Source organism: Pseudomonas sp. AC112, assembly GCF_979253545.1.
On sequence record NZ_CEEDCM010000001.1, the window covers coordinates 1,348,202 to 1,368,495 of the forward strand.

The 20,294-nt window shown below is 61.2% G+C and carries 16 protein-coding genes; 6 read left to right on the top strand and 10 right to left on the bottom strand.

Annotation, left to right across the window (positions count from 1 at the left end; translation table 11 throughout):
- Positions 1–7: 7 nt before the first annotated feature.
- The 4 genes from lspA to murJ form a co-directional block, all read right to left on the bottom strand.
- The gene (gene lspA / locus AC0IYN_RS06410; protein WP_406599102.1) at positions 8–520 is read right to left on the bottom strand and encodes a signal peptidase II; all 513 of its coding nucleotides are present in this window, start codon (positions 518–520) and stop codon (positions 8–10) included.
- Entirely contained in the window at positions 513–3,344 is a 2,832-nt protein-coding gene (ileS, locus tag AC0IYN_RS06415; RefSeq protein ID WP_457239312.1) for an isoleucine--tRNA ligase, read from the bottom strand. The genes lspA and ileS overlap by 8 nt, the downstream gene beginning before the upstream one ends.
- Before the next feature lie 14 nt (positions 3,345–3,358).
- Positions 3,359–4,297: a bifunctional riboflavin kinase/FAD synthetase gene (gene ribF / locus AC0IYN_RS06420; protein WP_078740647.1), complete on the bottom strand. Its 939-nt coding sequence runs from the start codon at positions 4,295–4,297 to the stop codon at positions 3,359–3,361.
- Positions 4,298–4,416: 119 nt separating this feature from the next.
- On the bottom strand, positions 4,417–5,955 hold the full coding sequence (gene murJ / locus AC0IYN_RS06425; RefSeq protein WP_406599104.1) for a murein biosynthesis integral membrane protein MurJ: 1,539 nt from the start codon (positions 5,953–5,955) through the stop codon (positions 4,417–4,419).
- Between the two features lie 253 nt (positions 5,956–6,208).
- Between murJ and rpsT the strand changes: the two genes are divergently transcribed.
- Positions 6,209–6,487: a 30S ribosomal protein S20 gene (gene rpsT, locus AC0IYN_RS06430; RefSeq protein WP_003188401.1), complete on the top strand. Its 279-nt coding sequence runs from the start codon at positions 6,209–6,211 to the stop codon at positions 6,485–6,487.
- Positions 6,488–6,850: 363 nt separating this feature from the next.
- Here the strand turns inward: rpsT and AC0IYN_RS06435 are convergent, their stop codons facing one another.
- Positions 6,851–7,336, bottom strand: a complete 486-nt coding sequence (locus AC0IYN_RS06435) for an FKBP-type peptidyl-prolyl cis-trans isomerase (protein ID WP_003188398.1) — start codon at positions 7,334–7,336, stop codon at positions 6,851–6,853.
- Between AC0IYN_RS06435 and AC0IYN_RS06440 the strand changes: the two genes are divergently transcribed.
- The 3 genes from AC0IYN_RS06440 (at position 7,335) to AC0IYN_RS06450 (ending at position 10,704) form a co-directional block, all read left to right on the top strand.
- Positions 7,335–7,625, top strand: a complete 291-nt coding sequence (locus AC0IYN_RS06440) for a DUF3565 domain-containing protein (RefSeq protein WP_457249041.1) — start codon at positions 7,335–7,337, stop codon at positions 7,623–7,625. The genes AC0IYN_RS06435 and AC0IYN_RS06440 overlap by 2 nt on opposite strands.
- A gap of 79 nt (positions 7,626–7,704) precedes the next feature.
- The gene (pta, locus tag AC0IYN_RS06445) at positions 7,705–9,804 is read left to right on the top strand and encodes a phosphate acetyltransferase (protein ID WP_457239314.1); all 2,100 of its coding nucleotides are present in this window, start codon (positions 7,705–7,707) and stop codon (positions 9,802–9,804) included.
- Positions 9,805–10,704 (top strand): acyltransferase, encoded by a 900-nt coding sequence (locus tag AC0IYN_RS06450; RefSeq protein WP_471840830.1) that lies wholly within the window; start codon positions 9,805–9,807, stop codon positions 10,702–10,704.
- Positions 10,705–10,851: 147 nt separating this feature from the next.
- Here AC0IYN_RS06450 and cysN read toward each other — a convergent pair whose 3' ends face one another.
- From cysN to AC0IYN_RS06465, 3 genes are all read right to left on the bottom strand, one after another.
- Complete coding sequence (gene cysN / locus AC0IYN_RS06455) at positions 10,852–12,750, bottom strand: sulfate adenylyltransferase subunit CysN (RefSeq protein ID WP_471840832.1); 1,899 nt, start codon at positions 12,748–12,750, stop codon at positions 10,852–10,854.
- A 9-nt stretch (positions 12,751–12,759) separates the two neighbouring features.
- A complete protein-coding gene (gene cysD, locus AC0IYN_RS06460) occupies positions 12,760–13,677 on the bottom strand; it encodes a sulfate adenylyltransferase subunit CysD (protein ID WP_005784641.1) in 918 nt (305 codons plus the stop codon).
- A gap of 238 nt (positions 13,678–13,915) precedes the next feature.
- Positions 13,916–14,674, bottom strand: a complete 759-nt coding sequence (locus AC0IYN_RS06465) for a Nif3-like dinuclear metal center hexameric protein (RefSeq protein WP_016977054.1) — start codon at positions 14,672–14,674, stop codon at positions 13,916–13,918.
- Positions 14,675–14,776: 102 nt separating this feature from the next.
- Here AC0IYN_RS06465 and algW point away from each other — a divergent pair, with 102 nt between their 5' ends.
- Together algW and AC0IYN_RS06475 are read left to right on the top strand one after the other, a co-directional pair.
- Entirely contained in the window at positions 14,777–15,931 is a 1,155-nt protein-coding gene (gene algW / locus AC0IYN_RS06470) for a Do family serine endopeptidase AlgW (protein WP_034102043.1), read from the top strand.
- Positions 15,932–16,043: 112 nt separating this feature from the next.
- Positions 16,044–18,140 (top strand): TonB-dependent siderophore receptor, encoded by a 2,097-nt coding sequence (locus tag AC0IYN_RS06475; RefSeq protein ID WP_471840836.1) that lies wholly within the window; start codon positions 16,044–16,046, stop codon positions 18,138–18,140.
- A gap of 123 nt (positions 18,141–18,263) precedes the next feature.
- On the opposite strand, the gene hemH is transcribed toward AC0IYN_RS06475, so the two are convergent.
- Both hemH and AC0IYN_RS06485 read right to left on the bottom strand, forming a co-directional pair.
- Positions 18,264–19,289: a ferrochelatase gene (hemH, locus tag AC0IYN_RS06480; RefSeq protein ID WP_457248011.1), complete on the bottom strand. Its 1,026-nt coding sequence runs from the start codon at positions 19,287–19,289 to the stop codon at positions 18,264–18,266.
- A gap of 14 nt (positions 19,290–19,303) precedes the next feature.
- Complete coding sequence (locus tag AC0IYN_RS06485) at positions 19,304–20,203, bottom strand: TIGR01777 family oxidoreductase (RefSeq protein ID WP_406598435.1); 900 nt, start codon at positions 20,201–20,203, stop codon at positions 19,304–19,306.
- Positions 20,204–20,294: the final 91 nt, after the last annotated feature.

Below are 20,294 nucleotides of genomic sequence, written 5' to 3' on the forward strand. Positions count from 1 at the left end.
TACCTGATCAGTCATTGACGGTCTCTCCGGTTTTCTTACTTTTAAACATGTCCAACGCCAGCATGATTGCACCGACGGTGATGGCGCTGTCGGCAAAGTTGAACGCCGGGAAGTACCAGCGGTTCTGCCAATGCACCAGAATGAAGTCGATCACATGGCCCAGGGCAATGCGGTCGTACAGGTTGCCCAGCGCGCCGCCCAGTACGAGGGCCAAAGCGATCGCCAGCCAGGTGTCATCGCGACCGAGGCGCTTGAGCCACACCACCAGCACCGCGCTGACCACCACGGCGATCAGCGCGAACAGCCAGCGCTGCCAGCCGCCGCCATCCGCCAGGAAGCTGAAAGCAGCGCCGGTGTTGTAGGCAAGGGTCCAGCTGAAGTAATCCGGGATCACCACGATCTGCTGGAACATCTCCAGGGAGCCTTCGAAGTGAGCCTTGCTGACCTGGTCGATGACCAGGACCAGCACGCTCAATACGAGCCAGCCCAGACGTCCAAAGCGACTGGCTGCATTAGGCATAGTGGCGAACCTCACCAGCACCCGAGATGTTGTCGACGCAACGACCACAGATCTCCGGATGCTCAGGGTTCACGCCAACATCTTCACGGCAGTGCCAGCAACGGGCGCACTTAGGGAAGGCCGACTTGACCACTTTGAGCTTGAGGCCCGGCACTTCAGTGGCGACTGCGTCCGCCGGGGCCTGGGCAAACGGTGCCAGGCTCGCGGTAGAGGTGATCAGCACGAAGCGCAGTTCGTTGCTCAGCTTGGCCAGGTCGGCGGTCAGGCCTTCCTCGGCAAACAGGGTGACTTCGGCTTGCAGGTTGCCACCGACGGCCTTGGCCGCACGCTGCACTTCCAGCTCCTTGTTCACCGCAACCTTAACGGCCATCACACCTTCCCAGTACTCGCGGCCCAGTTCGAAGTCGGCCGGCAGTTCGGTCAGGCCTTCGTACCAGGTGTTGAGCATCACGGACTCGTTGCGCTCGCCCGGCAGGTATTCCCACAGTTCGTCGGCGGTGAAGGCCAGGATCGGTGCGATCCAGCGCACCAGCGCTTCGGAGATGTGGAACAGCGCGGTCTGCGCCGAGCGGCGCGCCTTGCTGTTGGCGCCGGTGGTGTACTGGCGGTCCTTGATGATGTCGAGATAGAAACCACCCAGCTCCTGCACGCAGAAGTTGTGGATCTTCGAGTACACGTTCCAGAAGCGATACTCGCCGTAGTTTTCCTGCAACTCGCGTTGCAGCAACAGGGTACGGTCCACGGCCCAACGGTCGAGGGCGAGCATGTCCTCAGCCGCCAGGATGTCGGTGGCCGGGTTGAAACCGGTCAGGTTCGACAGCAGGAAGCGCGCGGTATTACGGATGCGGCGGTAGGCATCGGCGCTGCGGGCCAGGATCTGGTCCGACACGGCGATTTCGCCCGAATAGTCGGTCGACGCAACCCACAGACGCATGATGTCGGCGCCCAGGGTGTCGTTGATCTTTTTCGGCTCGATCACGTTCTTCAGCGACTTCGACATCTTGCGGCCCGTCTCGTCGACGGTGAAGCCGTGGGTCAGCAGCTCGCGGTACGGCGCGTGGTTGTCGATGGCGCAACCGGTCAGCAACGACGAGTGGAACCAGCCACGGTGTTGGTCCGAGCCTTCCAGGTACAGGTCGGCACGCGGACCGGATTCGTGACCCATCGGGTGCGAGCCGCGCAGCACGTGCCAGTGAGTGGTGCCGGAGTCGAACCACACGTCGAGGGTGTCGCTGATCTTGTCGTACTGCGGCGCTTCGTCGCCCAGCAGTTCGGCGGCGTCCAGCTTGAACCAGGCTTCGATGCCTTCCTGTTCAACGCGCTGGGCCACGACTTCCATCAGTTCGACGGTGCGTGGGTGCAGCTCGCCGCTTTCCTTGTTCAGGAAGAACGGGATCGGCACGCCCCAGTTACGCTGGCGGGAGATGCACCAGTCCGGACGGTTGGCGATCATCGAGTGCAGGCGCGCCTGGCCCCAGGCCGGGACGAACTGGGTGTCTTCGATCGCTTTGAGCGAGCGTACACGCAGGGTGTCGCCGCTGGTTGGCTCTTTGTCCATGCCGATGAACCACTGCGCGGTGGCGCGGTAGATCAGCGGGGTCTTGTGGCGCCAGCAGTGCATGTAGCTGTGCTGGATGGTGGCGGTTTGCATCAGCGCACCGACTTCACGCAGCTTGTCGATGATCGGCTGGTCGGCCTTGAAGATGAACTGGCCGCCAAAGAATTCGAGCGACGGCACGTAGACGCCGTTGCTTTGCACCGGGTTGATGATGTCGTCGTTGACCAGGCCGTACTTCTTGCAGATGACAAAGTCGTCCACGCCATAGGCCGGCGAGCAGTGAACAATGCCGGTGCCCGAACCCAACTCGACATAGTCAGCCAGGTACACCGGCGACAGGCGGTCATAGAACGGGTGACGGAAATTGATCAGTTCCAGCGCGGAGCCGGTGGTGGTCGCGATCACCGAACCTTGCAGTTCGTAGCGGGCCAGGCAGGCCTCGACCATTTCCTCGGCCAGCACCAGCAGGCGATCACCGACGTCCACCAGGGCGTAGGTGAATTCCGGGTGCACGTTCAGCGCCTGGTTGGCCGGGATGGTCCACGGGGTGGTGGTCCAGATCACGATGGCCGCCGGCTTGCCCAGGCTTGCCAGACCAAAGGCCTCGGCCAGCTTGGCGTCGTCGGCGATCGGGAAGGCCACGTCGATGGTCGAGGACTTCTTTTCTTCGTACTCGACTTCCGCTTCGGCCAGGGCCGAACCGCAGTCGAAGCACCAGTTCACCGGCTTGAGGCCCTTGAACACGAAACCGCCTTTGACGATCTCGGCCAAGGCACGGATTTCACCGGCCTCGTTCTTGAAGTTCATGGTCTTGTACGGGTTGTCCCACTCGCCGAGCACGCCCAGGCGGATGAATTCGGACTTCTGCCCTTCGATTTGCTCGGTGGCGTAGGCACGGCACAGTTCGCGGGTTTTATCCGCGCCCAGGTTCTTGCCGTAGGTCACTTCGACTTTGTGTTCGATCGGCAGGCCGTGGCAGTCCCAACCCGGGACATACGGCGCGTCAAAGCCCGACAGGGTCTTCGAGCGCAGGATCATGTCCTTGAGAATCTTGTTCAGCGCATGACCGATGTGAATCGTGCCGTTGGCATAAGGAGGGCCGTCGTGCAGGACGAATTTCGGACGATCCTTGCCAATTTCGCGCAACTTTCCGTACAGGCCAATACTGTCCCAGCGCTGCAGGATCTGCGGTTCGCGCTGTGGCAGGCCGGCCTTCATTGGGAAGGCGGTGTCCGGAAGGTTTAGCGTGGCTTTATAGTCGGTCATTTAAGGCTCTTCGGTTAGCGATGGGCGCTAGGTGCGGCTAGTGCACGGGCGGCGGCGACATCCGCATTGATCGCCGTTTTCAACGCCTCAAGGGAGGCGAAACGCTGCTCTTCACGCAGCTTCTGGTGGAAAACCACCGTCAAACGCCGGTCATACAGATCACCGGCAAAATCCAGCAGATGTACTTCCAGGTGGGCCTTGCCATCACCTGCAACCGTGGGCCTGACGCCTATGTTGGCGACTCCCGGCCACGGTTGGCCGTCGATGTCGACGCTCACCAGGTAGACCCCGGTCAGCGGCACACGACGGCGCTTGAGTTGCACGTTGGCGGTTGGCGTGCCCAATTGGCGCGCCAGCTTCTGGCCGTGCAGGACCCGCCCGGCAATGCGGAACGGGCGGCCGAGCAACCGTTCGGCCAAGGCGAAGTCGGCAGCAGCCAGGGCGTTACGCACCTGGGTACTGCTCACGCGCAGGCCGTCCAGTTCAACGGTTTGCGCGGCTTCGACGGTAAACCCCTGGTTGACGCCGGCATGCTGCAGGAAATCGAAATCCCCCACGCGGTCGCAACCAAAACGGAAATCGTCACCGACCTCCAGGTGCTGCACGCCCAGGCCATCGACCAGGATACGGTCGACGAACTCGGCGGCGCTCAGGCTTTGCAAACGCTGGTTGAAAGCCAGGCAGAGGACGCGGTCCACGCCTTCTTCGGCCAGCAGTTGCAGCTTGTCCCGCAGGCGGGCCAGGCGCGCCGGCGCTGTCTCGGGCGTGAAGTATTCCCGCGGCTGTGGCTCGAAAATCACCACGCAGCTGGGCACGCCCAACTCGACCGCACGCTCGCGCAGCCTAGCCAGGATAGCCTGGTGGCCACGGTGAACACCGTCAAAGTTGCCAATAGTGGCGACGCAGCCCCGATGCTCGGGGCGCAGGTTGTGGAGACCTCGAACCAGCTGCATAACGCGCTTCTTGCTCATAAAGTGGTCGATTATAACCACACCCGGCCCCGGACGACAGGCAACAGCACGGGCCAAATGGATCGAATCGATAAAACAACCGTTTTATCGCGGCAAACTCTCTAGCTCAGCGACTTGCGATTGAAATCCCGCAGCCGGAAGCCTTGCAGCAGCAACATCCCGAAGTACACCACCACGCCAGCGACGACCAGCACGCCCAGGCGCAGGAAGCGCTCCAGCATATGGCCCTCGTCCCAGGCGGGCATAAAGTGCATCAAGCCCAACAGCACCGCTGACATCGCCCCCACCGCCACCAGCAACTTGAGGGCAAACAGGCCCCAACCTGGCTGCGGCTGGAACATTTGCTGTTTGCGCAGTTGGTAAAACAACAGCCCGGCATTGATACATGCGCCGGCGCTGATCGCCAGGGCCAGGCCAGCGTGAGCCAGCGGGCCGATAAACACCAGGTTGAGCAGTTGCGTGACGATTAGCGTGAATATCGCGATTTTGACCGGCGTACGGATGTTTTGCTGGGCATAGAAGCCGGGGGCCAGCACCTTGATCACGATAATGCCGAGCAGACCGACGGAATAAGCGACCAGCGCGTGCTGCGTCATCAAGGCGTCATGGGCATCGAACTGGCCGTATTGAAACAACGACACGGTCAACGGTTCGGCCAGGATCCCCAGCGCCAGCGCACATGGCAGCACCAGCACAAAGCACAGGCGCAGGCCCCAGTCGAGGATGCGCGAGTATTCCTGGCGGTCTTTACTGGCGTAGGTGCGCGCCAGGGTTGGCAGCAGAATCGTGCCCAGCGCCACGCCCAGCACGCCGGACGGCAATTCCATCAGGCGGTCGGCGTAGTACATCCACGACACCGAGCCAGACACCAGCAGCGAAGCGAACGCCGTGTTGATAATCAGCGAAATCTGGCTGACCGACACGCCGAGGATCGCCGGCAACATATTGCGCATCACGCGCCACACGCCCGTGTCCTTGAGGTTCAGGCGCGGCAACACGAGCATGCCGATCTTTTTCAGGTGCGGCAGCTGGTAGAGCAGTTGCGCCAGGCCGCCGGCCAGTACGGCCCAGCCAAGTGCCATTACCGGTGGGTCGAAATACGGGGTAAGGAACAGCGCGAAGATGATCATGCTGACGTTCAGCAGGGTCGGTACGAAGGCCGGCACCGAGAAACGGTTCCAGGTATTGAGGATCGCCCCGGCCAGGGATGAAAGGGAGATCAGCAATATATAAGGAAAGGTCACCCGCAGCAGATCGGTGGTCAGCGCGAATTTTTCCGGGGTATTGGCAAAACCGGGGGCCGTGGCCCAGATCACCCAGGGGGCGGCGAGCATGCCAAGGATGGTCACCAGCATCAGCACCAGGGTCAACAGGCCCGAGACATAGGCAATAAAGGTGCGCGTGGCTTCCTCGCCCTGCTGGGTCTTGTACTCGGCCAGGATCGGCACGAACGCCTGGGAAAACGCGCCTTCGGCGAAGATCCGCCGCAGCAGGTTGGGCAATTTGAAGGCAATAAAGAAGGCATCCGTGGCCATGCTGGCGCCAAAAATGCGCGCCAGCAAGGTGTCACGCACAAACCCCAGAACCCGGGAGATCATCGTGATAGAGCTGACGGCGGCCAACGATTTGAGCAGATTCATTGAAAGAGTTTGCGCCTTTAGATAAAGAGCAGGCGAACAAAGCGCCTACTTATGCGATACTGCGCGCCTGCAACAGCACAGAGCCAAAGCTCGCGAGTTTACAGGTCAAGCGCCGGAAATAAATCACCCGCCTCTTCAGATCGACCACTCAGCAGTTCGCATCAGCCGCCCTTGACAACCCATCAAGTCATCGGCATGATTCGCGGCCTATTTTGTTTGCTATTTCCTAAAAAGTCTTTCGAGGAGCTCGACGGTGGCCAACACACCTTCCGCCAAAAAACGTGCAAAACAGGCTGAGAAGCGTCGCAGCCACAACGCCAGCCTGCGTTCCATGGTTCGTACCTACATCAAGAATGTAGTTAAAGCCATCGACACCAAAGACGCTGAAAAAGCCCAAGCTGCTTACGTTCTGGCTGTGCCAGTTATCGACCGCATGGCCGATAAAGGCATCATCCACAAGAACAAGGCCGCTCGCCATAAGAGCCGCCTGAATGGCCACATCAAGGCTCTGAGCGTTCCTGCTGCAGCCTAAGTGGTAACAACTGCAACGCAACCCTGGTTGCGAAACAGTTAAGAAATGCCCCGTACCGAAAGGTCCGGGGCATTTTTGTTTGCGCCTTACAAACCCTCTTGTGGTGGGAAGCTTCTGTGGTGAGCGGGCTTGCCCCGCGCTGGGCTGCGCAGCAGCCCCAATACATTCAACGCGTTCCTCCAGACAGAACCCAGTCCCAGGTTTTAGGGCCGCTTCGCCCCCCCCCCCCCCCCCGCGCGGGGCAAGCCCGCTCACCACAACAGGCCCGCTCGCCACAGGAAATCGATCCACCAAAAAACACAGGCAAAAAAAAACGCCCCGAACCAGTCGGGGCGTTTTTGTTACCTATTGATCAAACCACGATCAATGGTGATGACCGCCTTCACCGTGGACGTGGCCGTGAGCCACTTCTTCCTGGGAAGCGTCGCGGATGGCAACGATCTTCACTTGGAAGTTCAAGCGCTGGCCAGCCAAAGGGTGGTTGCCGTCGACGGTCACGTCGTCGCCGTCCAGGTCACGAATGGTGACGATCTGCATTTGGCCGTCCGGCGCGGAAGCGTGGAACTGCATGCCCACTTCCAGTTCGTCAACGCCTTCGAACATGCTGCGGCTCAGGGTGCTGACCAGTTCGGCCGAGTACTCGCCGTAGGCATCTTCAGGTTCTACGGCAACGGTCAGCTCATCACCGACGTTCTTGCCTTCCAGCGCCTTTTCCAGGCCTGGGATGATGTTACCTGCGCCTTGCAGGTAGACCAGCGGCGCGCCGCCGGCGGAGCTGTCGATGACCTCACCAGCGTCGTTGGTCAGGGTATAGTCGATGGAGACAGCCTTGTTAGCGGCGATCGTCATGGGGCGAGACCTTTTGCATAAGAATGAAGAACGGACAAGTCTAAACAAGGATTTGCCCGAAAGCGAACAGAACCCGGACGGACGGGACCGATCAACGGCATCCTTCATCATCGGGTTCCACCAGGACGAAGACCAGCACTGGGTCGTCGAGCTGTCCTGCGGCCATACCCAGCACCTGCGCCACCAGCCACCCTGGCAGTCCCGCGCCTGGGTACTCGACCCCACGCAACGCCTTGAAAAAATAGGCCAGCCCTTTGCCTGCGGCTGGTGTGCGCAGGAGCGCGAATAACGATAACCTTGGCGCTTGATTCGCGGTAGACGCTCAGCCATAGAGCGCCACCCAAGCCATGCACCTCCAGAGAATTCGCATGCAGACTTTTTTTATCGCGCCCACCGATTTTGGTGTGGGTCTGACCTCCATCAGCCTAGGGCTGGTGCGTACCCTTGAGCGAGCCGGGCTGAAAGTCGGCTTTTTCAAGCCGATTGCCCAGCCACATCCCGGCGATACCGGCCCCGAGCGCTCCACCGAACTGGTGGCGCGCACCCACGGCCTCAAGCCGCCACAGCCCCTGGGCCTGGCCCATGTAGAGCGCATGCTCGGTGACGGCCAGCTCGACGAACTGCTCGAAGAAATCATCACGCTGTACCAGCAAGCGGCCGTGGGCAAGGACGTGCTGATCGTTGAAGGCATGGTGCCCACCCGCAGCGCCAGCTACGCGGCGCGGGTCAACCTGCACCTGGCCAAGAGCCTGGATGCGGAAGTGATCCTGGTGTCCGCCCCGGAAAACGAAGTGCTCACCGAACTCTCCGGGCGCGTGGAATTGCAGGCCCAGCTGTTCGGCGGCCCCAAAGACCCGAAAGTACTCGGTGTGATCCTCAACAAGGTGCGCACCGATGAAAGCATGGAAGCCTTCTCGGCACGCCTCAAAGAACATTCGCCACTGTTGCGCAGCGGCGATTTCCGCCTGCTCGGCTGCATCCCCTACCAGCCGGAACTCAACGCGCCGCGCACCCGCGACGTCGCCGACCTGATGGGGGCGCAGATCCTCAACGCCGGTGACTACGAAAGCCGGCGCATGACCAAGATCATCATTTGCGCCCGCACCATGCGCAACACCGTGGAGTTGCTCAAGCCCGGCGTGCTGGTGGTGACGCCCGGCGACCGCGACGACATCATCCTCGCTGTCAGCCTGGCGGCGATCAACGGTGTGCCCCTGGCCGGCCTGCTGCTGACCAGCGACACCCTGCCCGACCCGCGCATCATGGAGTTGTGCCGTGGCGCCTTCCAGGCCGGGCTGCCAGTGCTATCAGTGAGCACCGGCTCCTACGACACCGCCAACCAACTCAACAGCCTCAACAAAGAAATACCCATCGATGACCGCGAGCGTGCGGAGATCATCACCGATTTCGTCGCCAGCCATCTGGATGCGCGCTGGCTGCACCAACGCTGCGGCACACCACGGGAAATGCGCCTGTCGCCAGCAGTGTTCCGCTACCAGTTGATCCAGCGCGCCCAGGCCGCCAACAAACGCATCGTGCTACCCGAAGGCAGCGAGCCACTGACCGTGCAAGCCGCCGCCATCTGCCAGGCGCGGGGCATTGCCCGCTGCGTGCTGCTGGCCAAGCCGGCAGACGTGGAAGCCGTCGCCCGCGCCCAGGGCATCGAACTGCCCGAAGGCCTGGAGATCCTCGATCCGGACCTGATTCGGCAACGCTACGTCGAGCCGATGGTGGCGCTGCGCAAGAGCAAGAGCCTCAACGCGCCGATGGCCGAGCAGCAATTGGAAGACACGGTGGTGATCGCCACCATGATGCTCGCGCTGGATGAAGTGGACGGCCTGGTCTCCGGCGTCATTCACTCCACCGCCAACACCATCCGCCCTGCCCTGCAGCTGATCAAGACCGCGCCGGGCTGCACCCTGGTGTCGTCGGTGTTCTTCATGCTGTTCCCCGAACAGGTGCTGGTGTACGGCGACTGCGTGATGAACCCGCACCCGAGCGCCGCCGAACTGGCGGAAATTGCCCTGCAAAGCGCCGACTCGGCGGCCGCGTTCGGCATTACCCCGCGGGTGGCGATGATCAGCTATTCCAGCGGTGACTCGGCCAGCGGCGAAGAAGTGGAAAAAGTCCGCGAAGCCACCCTGCTCGCCCACGAGCAGCAAAGCTCGCTGCTGATCGACGGGCCGCTGCAATACGACGCTGCCGCCAACGAGAACGTGGCCCGGCAACTGGCCCCCAACAGCCAGGTCGCCGGCAAGGCCACAGTGTTTGTGTTCCCCGACCTCAACACCGGCAACACCACGCACAAGGCCGTGCAGCGCAGCGCCGATTGCGTAAGCCTGGGGCCAATGCTCCAGGGCCTGCGCAAGCCGGTCAACGACCTGCCGCGTGGCGCCCAGGTAGACGACATCGTGTACACCATCGCGCTCACCGCGATCCAAGCCGCCAACCGACCTATGGATATCTAAATGCTGGATTTTCTACCTGCCGCCGTGCGCGGGGTGATCGCTTCGCTGTTGCTGGCGCTGAACACGATCCTGCTGTGTTCGTTCCTGTTTATCGTGGCGCTGTTCAAGGCGCTGCCATTTGCCAAGCGTTTCAGCGAATGGCTGATGAACCACACCCATGAGGCGTGGGTGACCAACAACAAGGGCTGGATGAACCTGGTACGCCGCACCCGCTGGCACCTGACCGGGCTTGAAGGCCTTGATTACCAGCACTCGTACCTGGTGACCAGCAACCACCAGAGCTGGGTCGACATCATGGTGCTGCAATACGTGCTGAACCGGCGTATTCGCCCGCTGAAATTCTTCCTCAAGCAGGAGCTGATCTGGGTGCCGGTGATTGGCCTGGCGTGGTGGGCGCTGGGTTTTCCGTTCATGAAGCGCTACACCAAGGCCTACCTGGAAAAACACCCGGAAAAGAAAGGCAAGGACCTGGAAACCACCCGCAAGACCTGTGCGAAGTTTCGCGACAATCCGGTGGGTATTTTCAACTTTGCCGAGGGCACACGGTTTACGCCGGGCAAACATGCGCAGCAGAACTCGCCATTTCGCTACTTGCTCAAGCCCAAGGCTGGCGGTATTGCGTTTGTGCTGGATGCCATGGGCGAGCAGTTGAAGTCACTGGTAAACGTGACCATTCACTACCCGGCCGGGCGTCCTGGGTATTGGGATTTGCTGTGTGGGAATGTGAAGGATGTGGTGGTGCAGTTCGAAGAAGTGCAGATCCCGGCCGCGTTCATTGGCAAGAATTATGAGCAGGATGGGGAGTATCGGACGGCGTTCCAGGGCTGGATCAACCGGTTGTGGGAAGAGAAAGATGCGCTGCTGGACACGCTGCATCAGGAATATCCGCGCAAGCCTTGAGGGCCCCATCGCCGGCAAGCCGGCTCCTACAATTGCTCGCATTCCAATGTAGGAGCCGGCTTGCCGGCGATAGCGTCCGACGCAACACCACAATGCAAAAGCCCGCCACCGATCACTCGGTGGCGGGCTTTTTTGTGGCCGCGAGGGTTAGATCGCGCCGCGCTGGCGCAACAGCTCCAGCACTTGCTTGACGCTTTCTTCCAGCGACAGGGCCTGGGTGTCGATGACCAGGTCGGCATTCAACGGCACGTCATACGGGAAGGACTCGCCAGGGATGTTATCCCCACCGGCAGCGTACAAGCCTTGCGGATCACGCTCGGCGCACACCAGCGGCGACGCTTGCACGTAGACGGTCAGGAGGCGGTCGGCGCCGATCAGCGCCTTGGCTTGTTCACGGCCCTCGGCATCCGGGGCCACGAACGCGGCCAGGGTCAGCAGGCCGGCTTCGTTGAACTGGCGCGCCACGTGAGCGGCACGACGCCAATTCTCGGTGCGACCGGCGCGGTCCTGCGGCAAGCCCTTGTTCAGGTCGTGACGCAGGTTCTGGCCATCCAGCACGAACACCGCACGGCCCATGTCGAAGAGCTTGCGCTCAACCGCGTAGGCCAAGGTGCTCTTGCCAGCGCCCGACAGGCCGCTGAACAACACGGTAGCCGGTTGCTGACCAAAGCGCAGTGCGCGCTCTTCGGTGGCGACGTGAGCCAGCTTGCCGTGCTGCGCCGAGCTGCCGTGGGTGACCGGCGGCGCGATGATCATGCCCGCCGCCACGGTGCCGTTGGTCAAACGGTCGATGACAATGAACGCGCCAGTGGTGCGGTTGCTGTCGTAACCGTCCAGGGCGATGGCGGCGTCGAGGCTGACCTTGACCCGGCCGATCTCGTTCAACTGCAGCGAACTCGCCGGGCCTTCGGCCAGGGTGTTCACGTCCACACGGTGCACGATACTGGTGATGGAACCCGGCACGTAGCTGGTGGCGCGCTTGATGTCGTATTTCTTGCCCGGCAGCATCGGCTCCTCGGCCATCCACACCAGCATGGCGTCGAAGGCATCGGTCACTTGCGGCACGTTGTCGGCGTGTACCAGCAGGTCGCCACGGGAGATGTCGATCTCGTCTTCCATGGTCAGGGTCACGGCCTGGCCTGGGCCGGCGTGTTCCAGCTCACCTTCAAAGGTGACGATGGATTTGACGCGACTGCTCTTGCCCGACGGCAGCACCACGACTTCGTCGCCCTTGTGCACGATGCCGCTGGCCAAGGTGCCGGCAAAACCACGGAAGTTCAGGTTCGGACGGTTGACGTACTGCACCGGGAAACGCAGGTCGGTGTAGTTGCGGTCGTTGGCGATCTCGACGGTTTCGAGGATCTCCATCAGCGACTGCCCGGTGTACCAAGGCGAACGCTCACTCTTGTTCACCACGTTGTCGCCCTTGAGCGCCGACATCGGCACGAAGGCCAGGGTGCTCGGCTTGGAGGCAATCCCGTCGGCGAACTTCAGGTAATCGGCCTTGATCTGCTCGAATACGCTTTGGTCGAAGCCATTGATGTCCATCTTGTTGACGGCCACCACGATGTGCTTGATGCCCAGCAACGAGGCGATAAAGCTATGGCGACGGGTCTGGGTCTGCACGCCGTAGCGGGCGTCGATCAGGATGATCGCCAGGTCACAGGTAGAGGCACCGGTGGCCATGTTGCGGGTGTACTGCTCATGGCCGGGGGTGTCGGCGATGATGAATTTGCGCTTGGCGGTGGAGAAGTAGCGGTAGGCAACGTCGATGGTGATGCCTTGCTCACGCTCGGCCTGCAGGCCGTCGACCAGCAGTGCCAGGTCGATATCATCGCCGGTGGTGCCGGACTTCTTCGAATCGCGGGTGATGGCTTCCAGGTGATCTTCGTAGATCATCTTGGAGTCGTGCAGCAGGCGCCCGATCAGGGTGCTCTTGCCGTCGTCGACGTTGCCACAGGTCAGGAAGCGCAACATTTCCTTGCGCTCGTGCTGGCCCAGGTAGGCGAGGATGTCCTCGCTGATCAAATCAGATTGATGCGACATGACAGCCCCTTAGAAATAGCCTTGACGTTTTTTATCTTCCATCGAGCCTGCACCATCGTGGTCGATGACACGGCCCTGGCGCTCGGAAGTTCGCGTCAGGAGCATTTCCTGAATGATGTCCGTCAGCGTCTCGGCTTCGGACTCCACCGCGCCCGTCAACGGGTAGCAGCCAAGGGTACGGAAACGTACTTTCTTTTTGACGATTCGGGCTTTGTCTTCGTCGGACAGGTGCTCGAGGATGCGGTCGTCGTCGATCATGATCAACGTGCCGTTCTTCTCGATCACTTCGCGCTCGGCGGCGAAGTACAGCGGCACGATCGGGATGCCTTCCAGGTAGATGTACTGCCAGATGTCCAGTTCGGTCCAGTTGGACAGCGGGAACACGCGGATGGACTCACCCTTGTTGACGTTGCCGTTGTAGACATTCCACAGCTCGGGGCGCTGGTTTTTCGGGTCCCAGCGGTGCTTGCTGTCGCGGAACGAGTACACGCGCTCTTTGGCGCGGGATTTCTCTTCATCGCGACGGGCGCCGCCAAAGGCTGCGTCGAAACCATGCTTGTCCAGGGCCTGCTTGAGGCCTTCGGTCTTCATGATGTCGGTGTGTTTGGCGCTGCCGTGGGTGAACGGGTTGATACCCTGCGCCACGCCGTCCGGGTTGACGTGGGTGATCAGGTCCAGGCCCAGTTCCTCGACCATCTTGTCGCGGAACTTGTACATCTCCTGGAATTTCCAGCGGGTGTCGACGTGCATCACCGGGAACGGCAGCTTGCCCGGGAAAAAGGCCTTGCGTGCCAGGTGCAGCATCACGGCGGAGTCTTTACCGATCGAGTAGAGCATCACCGGGTTATCGAACTCGGCGGCGACCTCGCGGATGATGTGGATGCTTTCCGCCTCCAGCTGTTTCAGATGCGTCAGTTTGTCGACCATGGTTACTCACGGAAAAACGATCTTATGGACGGCCAGCGGGCCGTGTTCGAGCGGGGCATGCTAGCACAGCACCTGCTTCTATTCAGGGCGCGGGCTAGATCGAAACGGTATATGAATATACCTGTCCGTTCGGGTGCGCACGGCCCTTGTAGGAGCCGGCTTGCCGGCGATGGGGCCCTCAAGGGATGCGCCAATCCATAGGACGCCATCGCCGGCAAGCCAGCGCCTACAAGCGTGATCAGATCGGGTTTGGGCAATCGATGAACAAATGCTCCAGCGCAAAGCGCCGCGCCAGGTAATCCCCCAGCGCCTGCACGCCATAACGCTCGGTGGCATGGTGGCCGGCGGCGATGAAGCTGATGTCGTTCTCGCGGGCACTGTGGAAGGTCTGCTCGGAGGCTTCACCGCTCAGGTACAGGTCGACACCGGCCGCAATCGCGTCGTCGATGTAGCCCTGGCCACCGCCTGTGCACCAGCCGACACGGCGGATCATTTCGCTGCCTTCGATCAGCAGCGGTTCACGGCCCATGACCTCCTGCACACGGCGGGCGAAATCACGGGGCGACAGGGGCTCGGCGAGGGAGCCGACCAGTCCGACGATTTTGGGGTTGCTCGGGTCCAGCGGGCCTTCGACCGTGATATCCAACTGACGTGCAAGTTGCACGTTATTGCCGACATCGGGGTGCAAGTCCAAAGGCAGATGGTAGGCCAACAGGCTGATGTCGTGCTTGAGCAGGGTTTTCAGGCGGCGCTGCTTCATGCCGGTGATGCAGGGGTTTTCGCCCTTCCAGAAATACCCGTGGTGCACCAGGATCAGATCAGCCTGGGCCTCGACGGCCGCATCGAGCAGGGCTTGGCTGGCGGTCACGCCACTGACGATGCGCATCACCTGGGGCCGCCCCTCGACCTGCAGGCCATTGGGGCAATAATCGGCAATTTTTGCACTGCCGAGGTAGCGGTCCGCTTCCTCGACGAGGGTGGTAAGGGGGACGGCCATAAAAGACTCCTAAATATCCCGTTCGAAGGCGCTCGCAGCCTCGTATAATGCGCGACATTATGGGCGCTCTCCCGCCCCCTGCAACCTGTCAGGACTTACTTGATGCTCAAGGCGCTGCGTTTTTTTGGATGGCCATTGTTGGCTGGCGTGCTGATCGCGATGTTGATTATTCAGCGTTTCCCCGAGCTGGTGGGTCTTCCCAGCCTTGATGTAAACCTGCAGCAGGCACCGCAGAGCAACGCGGTGGTGCAAGGCCCGGTGACCTATGCCGACGCGGTCACCATCGCCGCCCCGGCGGTGGTCAACTTGTATACCACCAAGGTCATCAACAAGCCGGCCCATCCGCTGTTTGAAGACCCGCAGTTTCGCCGCTATTTCGGTGACAACGGGCCCAAGCAGCGGCGCATGGAGTCCAGCCTGGGTTCCGGGGTGATCATGAGCCCCGAAGGCTACATCCTCACCAACAACCACGTGACCACTGGCGCCGACCAGATTGTGGTGGCCTTGCGCGACGGTCGCGAAACCCTGGCCCGTGTGGTGGGCAGCGACCCGGAAACCGATCTCGCGGTCCTGAAGATCGACCTCAAGAGCCTGCCTTCGATCACCCTCGGCCGTTCCGACGGTTTGCGCGTGGGCGACGTGGCGCTGGCCATCGGCAACCCGTTCGGCGTGGGCCAGACTGTGACCATGGGCATCATCAGCGCCACCGGGCGTAACCAGTTGGGCCTTAATAGCTACGAAGATTTCATCCAGACCGACGCCGCGATCAACCCAGGCAACTCCGGCGGTGCGCTGGTGGATGCCAATGGCAACCTGACCGGTATCAACACGGCGATTTTCTCCAAGTCCGGCGGCTCACAGGGCATCGGGTTTGCGATCCCGGTGAAGCTGGCGATGGAAGTGATGAAGTCAATCATCGAGCACGGCCAGGTAATTCGCGGCTGGCTGGGGATCGAAGTGCAGCCGTTGACCAAGGAACTGGCCGAGTCCTTTGGCTTGACCGGGCGTCCTGGCATCGTGGTCGCCGGGATCTTCCGCGACGGCCCGGCACAGAAAGCCGGCCTGCAACTGGGCGATGTGATCCTCAGCATCAATGGCGAACCGGCCGGTGATGGCCGCAAGTCGATGAACCAGGTGGCGCGGATCAAGCCGACCGATAAGGTGGCAATCCAGGTGATGCGCAACGGCAAAGAGATCAAGTTGCTGGCAGAAATCGGCCTGCGTCCGCCGCCTGCGCCGGTCAAGGAAGAGGAATAACCCCTCGCACACAGGTGCTCGTACGCGGGCATCTGTAAGCTGATATTTCAAAGCAATTCATTCTCATTGGTCATGTTATATTGTTTCAATATCGCTATTGGAACGCTCTATCATGCCGTCTCGAAGAACCGCCCCCTTGGCTGGCCTGGCCTTGGGTTTACTGCTCGACCCCGCCTTCGCCGAAGAAAACACCCTGGAACTCGACACCATCAGCGTCACCACCGACGCTTATGAGTCCGCTACCTCTCCGGTGAAGGGCTACCGCGCCACCCGCTCTGCCAGCGCAACCAAAACCGACACCGCCCTTCGTGATATCCCACAGTCCATCAGCGTGATTCCCGCCACGGTGCTCAAGGATCTGGGCAGCACCAGCGTCGAGCGCGCCCTGGAATTTGCCGGCGGCGTGTCCAAGCAAAACAACTTTGGCGGCCTGACCCTCTACGAATACAGCGTGCGCGGCTTTACCACGTCGGAGTTCTACCAGGACGGCTTCAGCGCTAACCGTGGCTACCCGAGCACACCCGACGCGGCGAACATCGAACGCATCGAAGTGCTCAAGGGCCCCGCCGCCAGCCTGTATGGCCGTGGCGATCCCGGCGGTACCGTGAACATCGTGAGCAAAAAGCCCCAGCCAGAAGCCTTCACCACCCTGCAAACCAGCGCCGGCAGTTGGGACCGCTATCGCACCGCCATCGACCTCAACACGCCGCTGGACAGTGAGGGCAACGTGCTGTCGCGGGTCAACCTGGCGGTAGAAGACAACCACAGCCTCCGCGACCACGTGCAAAGCAAGCGGGTATTCGTCGCGCCTTCGTTCAGTTGGCAATTGGACCCGGACACCAGCCTGCTGGTGGAAAGCGAGTTCGTGCGCCACAGCTCCACCTTCGACCGCGGCATTGTCGACGCCAGCGGCGTATCCCGCTCCACCTTCCTCGGCGAACCCAACGATGGCGATATCGACAACCACAACAACCGCATTCAGGCGACCCTTGAGCATCACCTCAACGACGCCTGGAAACTGCGCCTGGCCAGCCACTACAAGCAAGGCAGCCTGTGGGGCGACGCCTCGGAAAACCGCGCATTGAACGCCGATGGCCACACCATCGACCGCCGCTACCGCGAACGCTCCACGGGTTGGCACGACAGCATCACCCAGCTTGAACTGCGGGGAATGTTCGATATCGGCAGTTGGCAGCACGAGTTGCTGATCGGCACCGAATACGAGGATTACCGCAAGAAAGAACGCGTGACTACTATCGGCGGTAGTCGCTACCCCATTGACCTCTACAACCCGGTCTACGGCCAACCCAAACCTAACGGCGCGCGTTCCGGCACTGACTTCCTCGAACAGACCAAAAGCCACGCGCTGAACCTGCAAGACCAAATCATCTTTACCGACCGCCTGCGCGGTATGGTCGGTGCGCGTTTCGAACATTTCGAGCAGAGTATCGACGACTTCACGCGCAACCACGCCGAGAGCAAGCAGACCCACGACGCCTTTACCCAACGCGCCGGCCTGCTCTATCAGCTCACACCGCAAGTCGGGGTGTTCGCCAATGCATCAACGTCGTTCAAGCCCAATAGCGGCCTGGACGCCAACAACAAATCCTTCAAGCCTGAAGAAGGCGTGGGCTATGAAGTGGGAATCAAGAGCGAGCTGTTCGACGACCGCCTCAGCGCCACCCTCGCCGCCTTCCATATCGAAAAGGAAAACGTACTGACCCTGGACCCGGCCACCAACCTCAACCGCGCCGTGGGCAAGGCGCGCAGCCAGGGTTTTGACCTGCAACTGACCGGGCAAGTGACCGATGCCGTGCGGGTGATTGGCGCGTTTGCCTACATCGACGCCGAAGTGACCAAGGGCGATAAGGCCATTCCTGCCGGCAGCCGGATCCTTGGCGTGGCCAAGCACAGCGGCAGTCTATTGGGGGTGTATGAGTTCCAGGATGGCGCGTTGCGCGGCTCGGACCTGGGCGCGGCGTTCACGTATGTGGGCGATCGTTCCGGAGAGGCCGGTACGCAGTTTGAGCTACCGGCCTATCGCACCGTTGATCTGCTGGCCCATTACAAGGCTACGGAGAACGTCACGGTGGGCTTGAACCTCAACAACCTGTTCGATGAGAAGTACTACGAGCGGTCGTACAGCAACTATTGGATCAATCCGGGTGAGCCGCGCAATCTCACGGTCAGCCTGACCCTCAACCTGTAATGCGGTAAAAACTGTGGGAGCGGGCTTGCTCGCGCATGCGGTGTTTCAGTCACTGGTTACTTGACTGATCCACCGCATTCGCGAGCAAGCCCGCTCCCACAGGTTGATCTTTACTGGGTTCGGTTACAGCGTTGTCGGCGCCCGCTCGCACAAGGTATTGAGCGCCTTCGCCCACTGCGGATCATCATTCAAGCACGGCACCAATACCAACTCTTCCCCCCCAGCCTCGCGGAACTGCTCGAGCCCACGATCGCCGATTTCCTCCAGCGTCTCGATGCAATCGGCGACAAACGCCGGGCACATCACCAGCAGCTTTTTCACGCCTTGCTTAGCCAGGGCTTCCAAGCGCGCTTCGGTGTAGGGTTCGATCCATTTGGCACGGCCCAGGCGTGATTGGAACGCCACCGACCATTTATCCTCCGGCAAGCCCAGTCGTTCAGCAAAATCGCGGGCAACGCTGAAACATTGCGCGCGGTAGCAGGTTTTCAACACCTCAGGCGAGGCATTCTTGCAGCAGTCGGCATCCTTGAAGCAATGCTGGCCTGTCGGGTCGAGTTTGGTCAGATGACGCTCTGGCAGGCCGTGGAAACTCAGCAGCAGGTGATCGTAATCCTGCTCCACATAGGAGCGGACGCTCGCCGCGAGCGCGTCGAGGTATTCCGGCTGGTCGTAGAACGGCTGCAAGATCGAGAACTGCACGCTCAGCTTCTTATCACGTACAACCCGCTTGGCCTCTTCAATCACCGTGGTCACAGTACTGTCGGCAAACTGCGGGTACAACGGCGCCAAGGTCACTTTGCGGATGCCCTGGGCGGCGAGACGCGTCAGTACGCTTTCAATCGACGGCTCGCCGTAGCGCATCGCCAATTCCACCGGGCCTTGGGTCCACTGCGCAGTCATCTGCTGTTGCAGGCGGCGACTGAGCACCACCAACGGCGAGCCTTCGTCCCACCAGATCGAGGCGTAGGCGTGGGCCGACTGCTCGGGACGCTTGATCAGGATCAACGACACCAGCAGACGCCGCACCGGCCACGGCAGGTCGATCACATAAGGGTCCATCAGGAACTGATTAAGGTAGCTGCGTACATCGGCCACCGACGTGGACTTTGGCGAGCCGAGGTTGACCAGTAACAACGCGTGATCCGTCATGCAACATCCTATCTCTAGAGGCGGCTGGACAAGTCGTCCAGGGCCGCGCGCAACTCAGTGAACTGGAAAGTGAAACCGGCGGCCAGCAAGCGTTCGGGCACCGCCTTCTGCCCACCCAGCAACAGGCCGGACAACTCGCCCAGGCCCACCTTCAACGCGAAGGCCGGCATCGGCATGAACGCCGGGCGGTGCAGCACCTGGCCCAGGGTTTTCGCAAACTCGCGATTGCGCACCGGGTGTGGCGCGCAGGCATTATAAGGACCGCTGGCGTCAGGCTTGTGCAGAAGAAAATCAATCAGGGCGATTTGATCCTTGATATGCACCCACGGCATCCACTGCCGACCATTGCCGATAGGCCCGCCCAGCGCCAGTTTGAACGGCAGCAATAGCCGCGACAAAAAGCCGCCCTGCGCCGCCAGCACCAGGCCGGTGCGCACCAGCACCACGCGTACGCCCAGGGCTTCGGCGCGCTGGGCGGTTTCTTCCCAGGCGATGCACAACTGGCTGGGGAAATCGTCCTGCACCGGGCCGCTGGCTTCAGTCAACTCGCGCTCGCCGCCGTCGCCGTACCAGCCCACCGCCGAGCCCGAAACCAACACCGCTGGTTTTTGCGCCAGGGTTTCCAGCCACGCCAGCAGGGTTTCGGTGAGGCTGATGCGGCTGCTCCACAACAACGCCTTGCGCTTGTGGGTCCAAGGGCGATCAGCGATGGGCGCCCCTGCAAGGTTAATGACCGCGTCGACCGGGCCAATAACCTCTTGCAGGCTAGCAACACCCGTGACCTGCTCGCCGCACAGCTTGGCGATTTGGTCCGGATGACGGCTCCACACCGTCAGGCGATGGCCCTGGGCAAGCCAGTGCTGGCAGAGTTGACGGCCGATCAGGCCTGTACCGCCGGTCAGCAAAATGTGCATGGGATCTTCCTCATGTAACGTTCGCCGCCCACCACTGGTCTATTTTATAAGCAGGGATCGATTTTGAACGGGCGTAACGTTGGATTAAGCC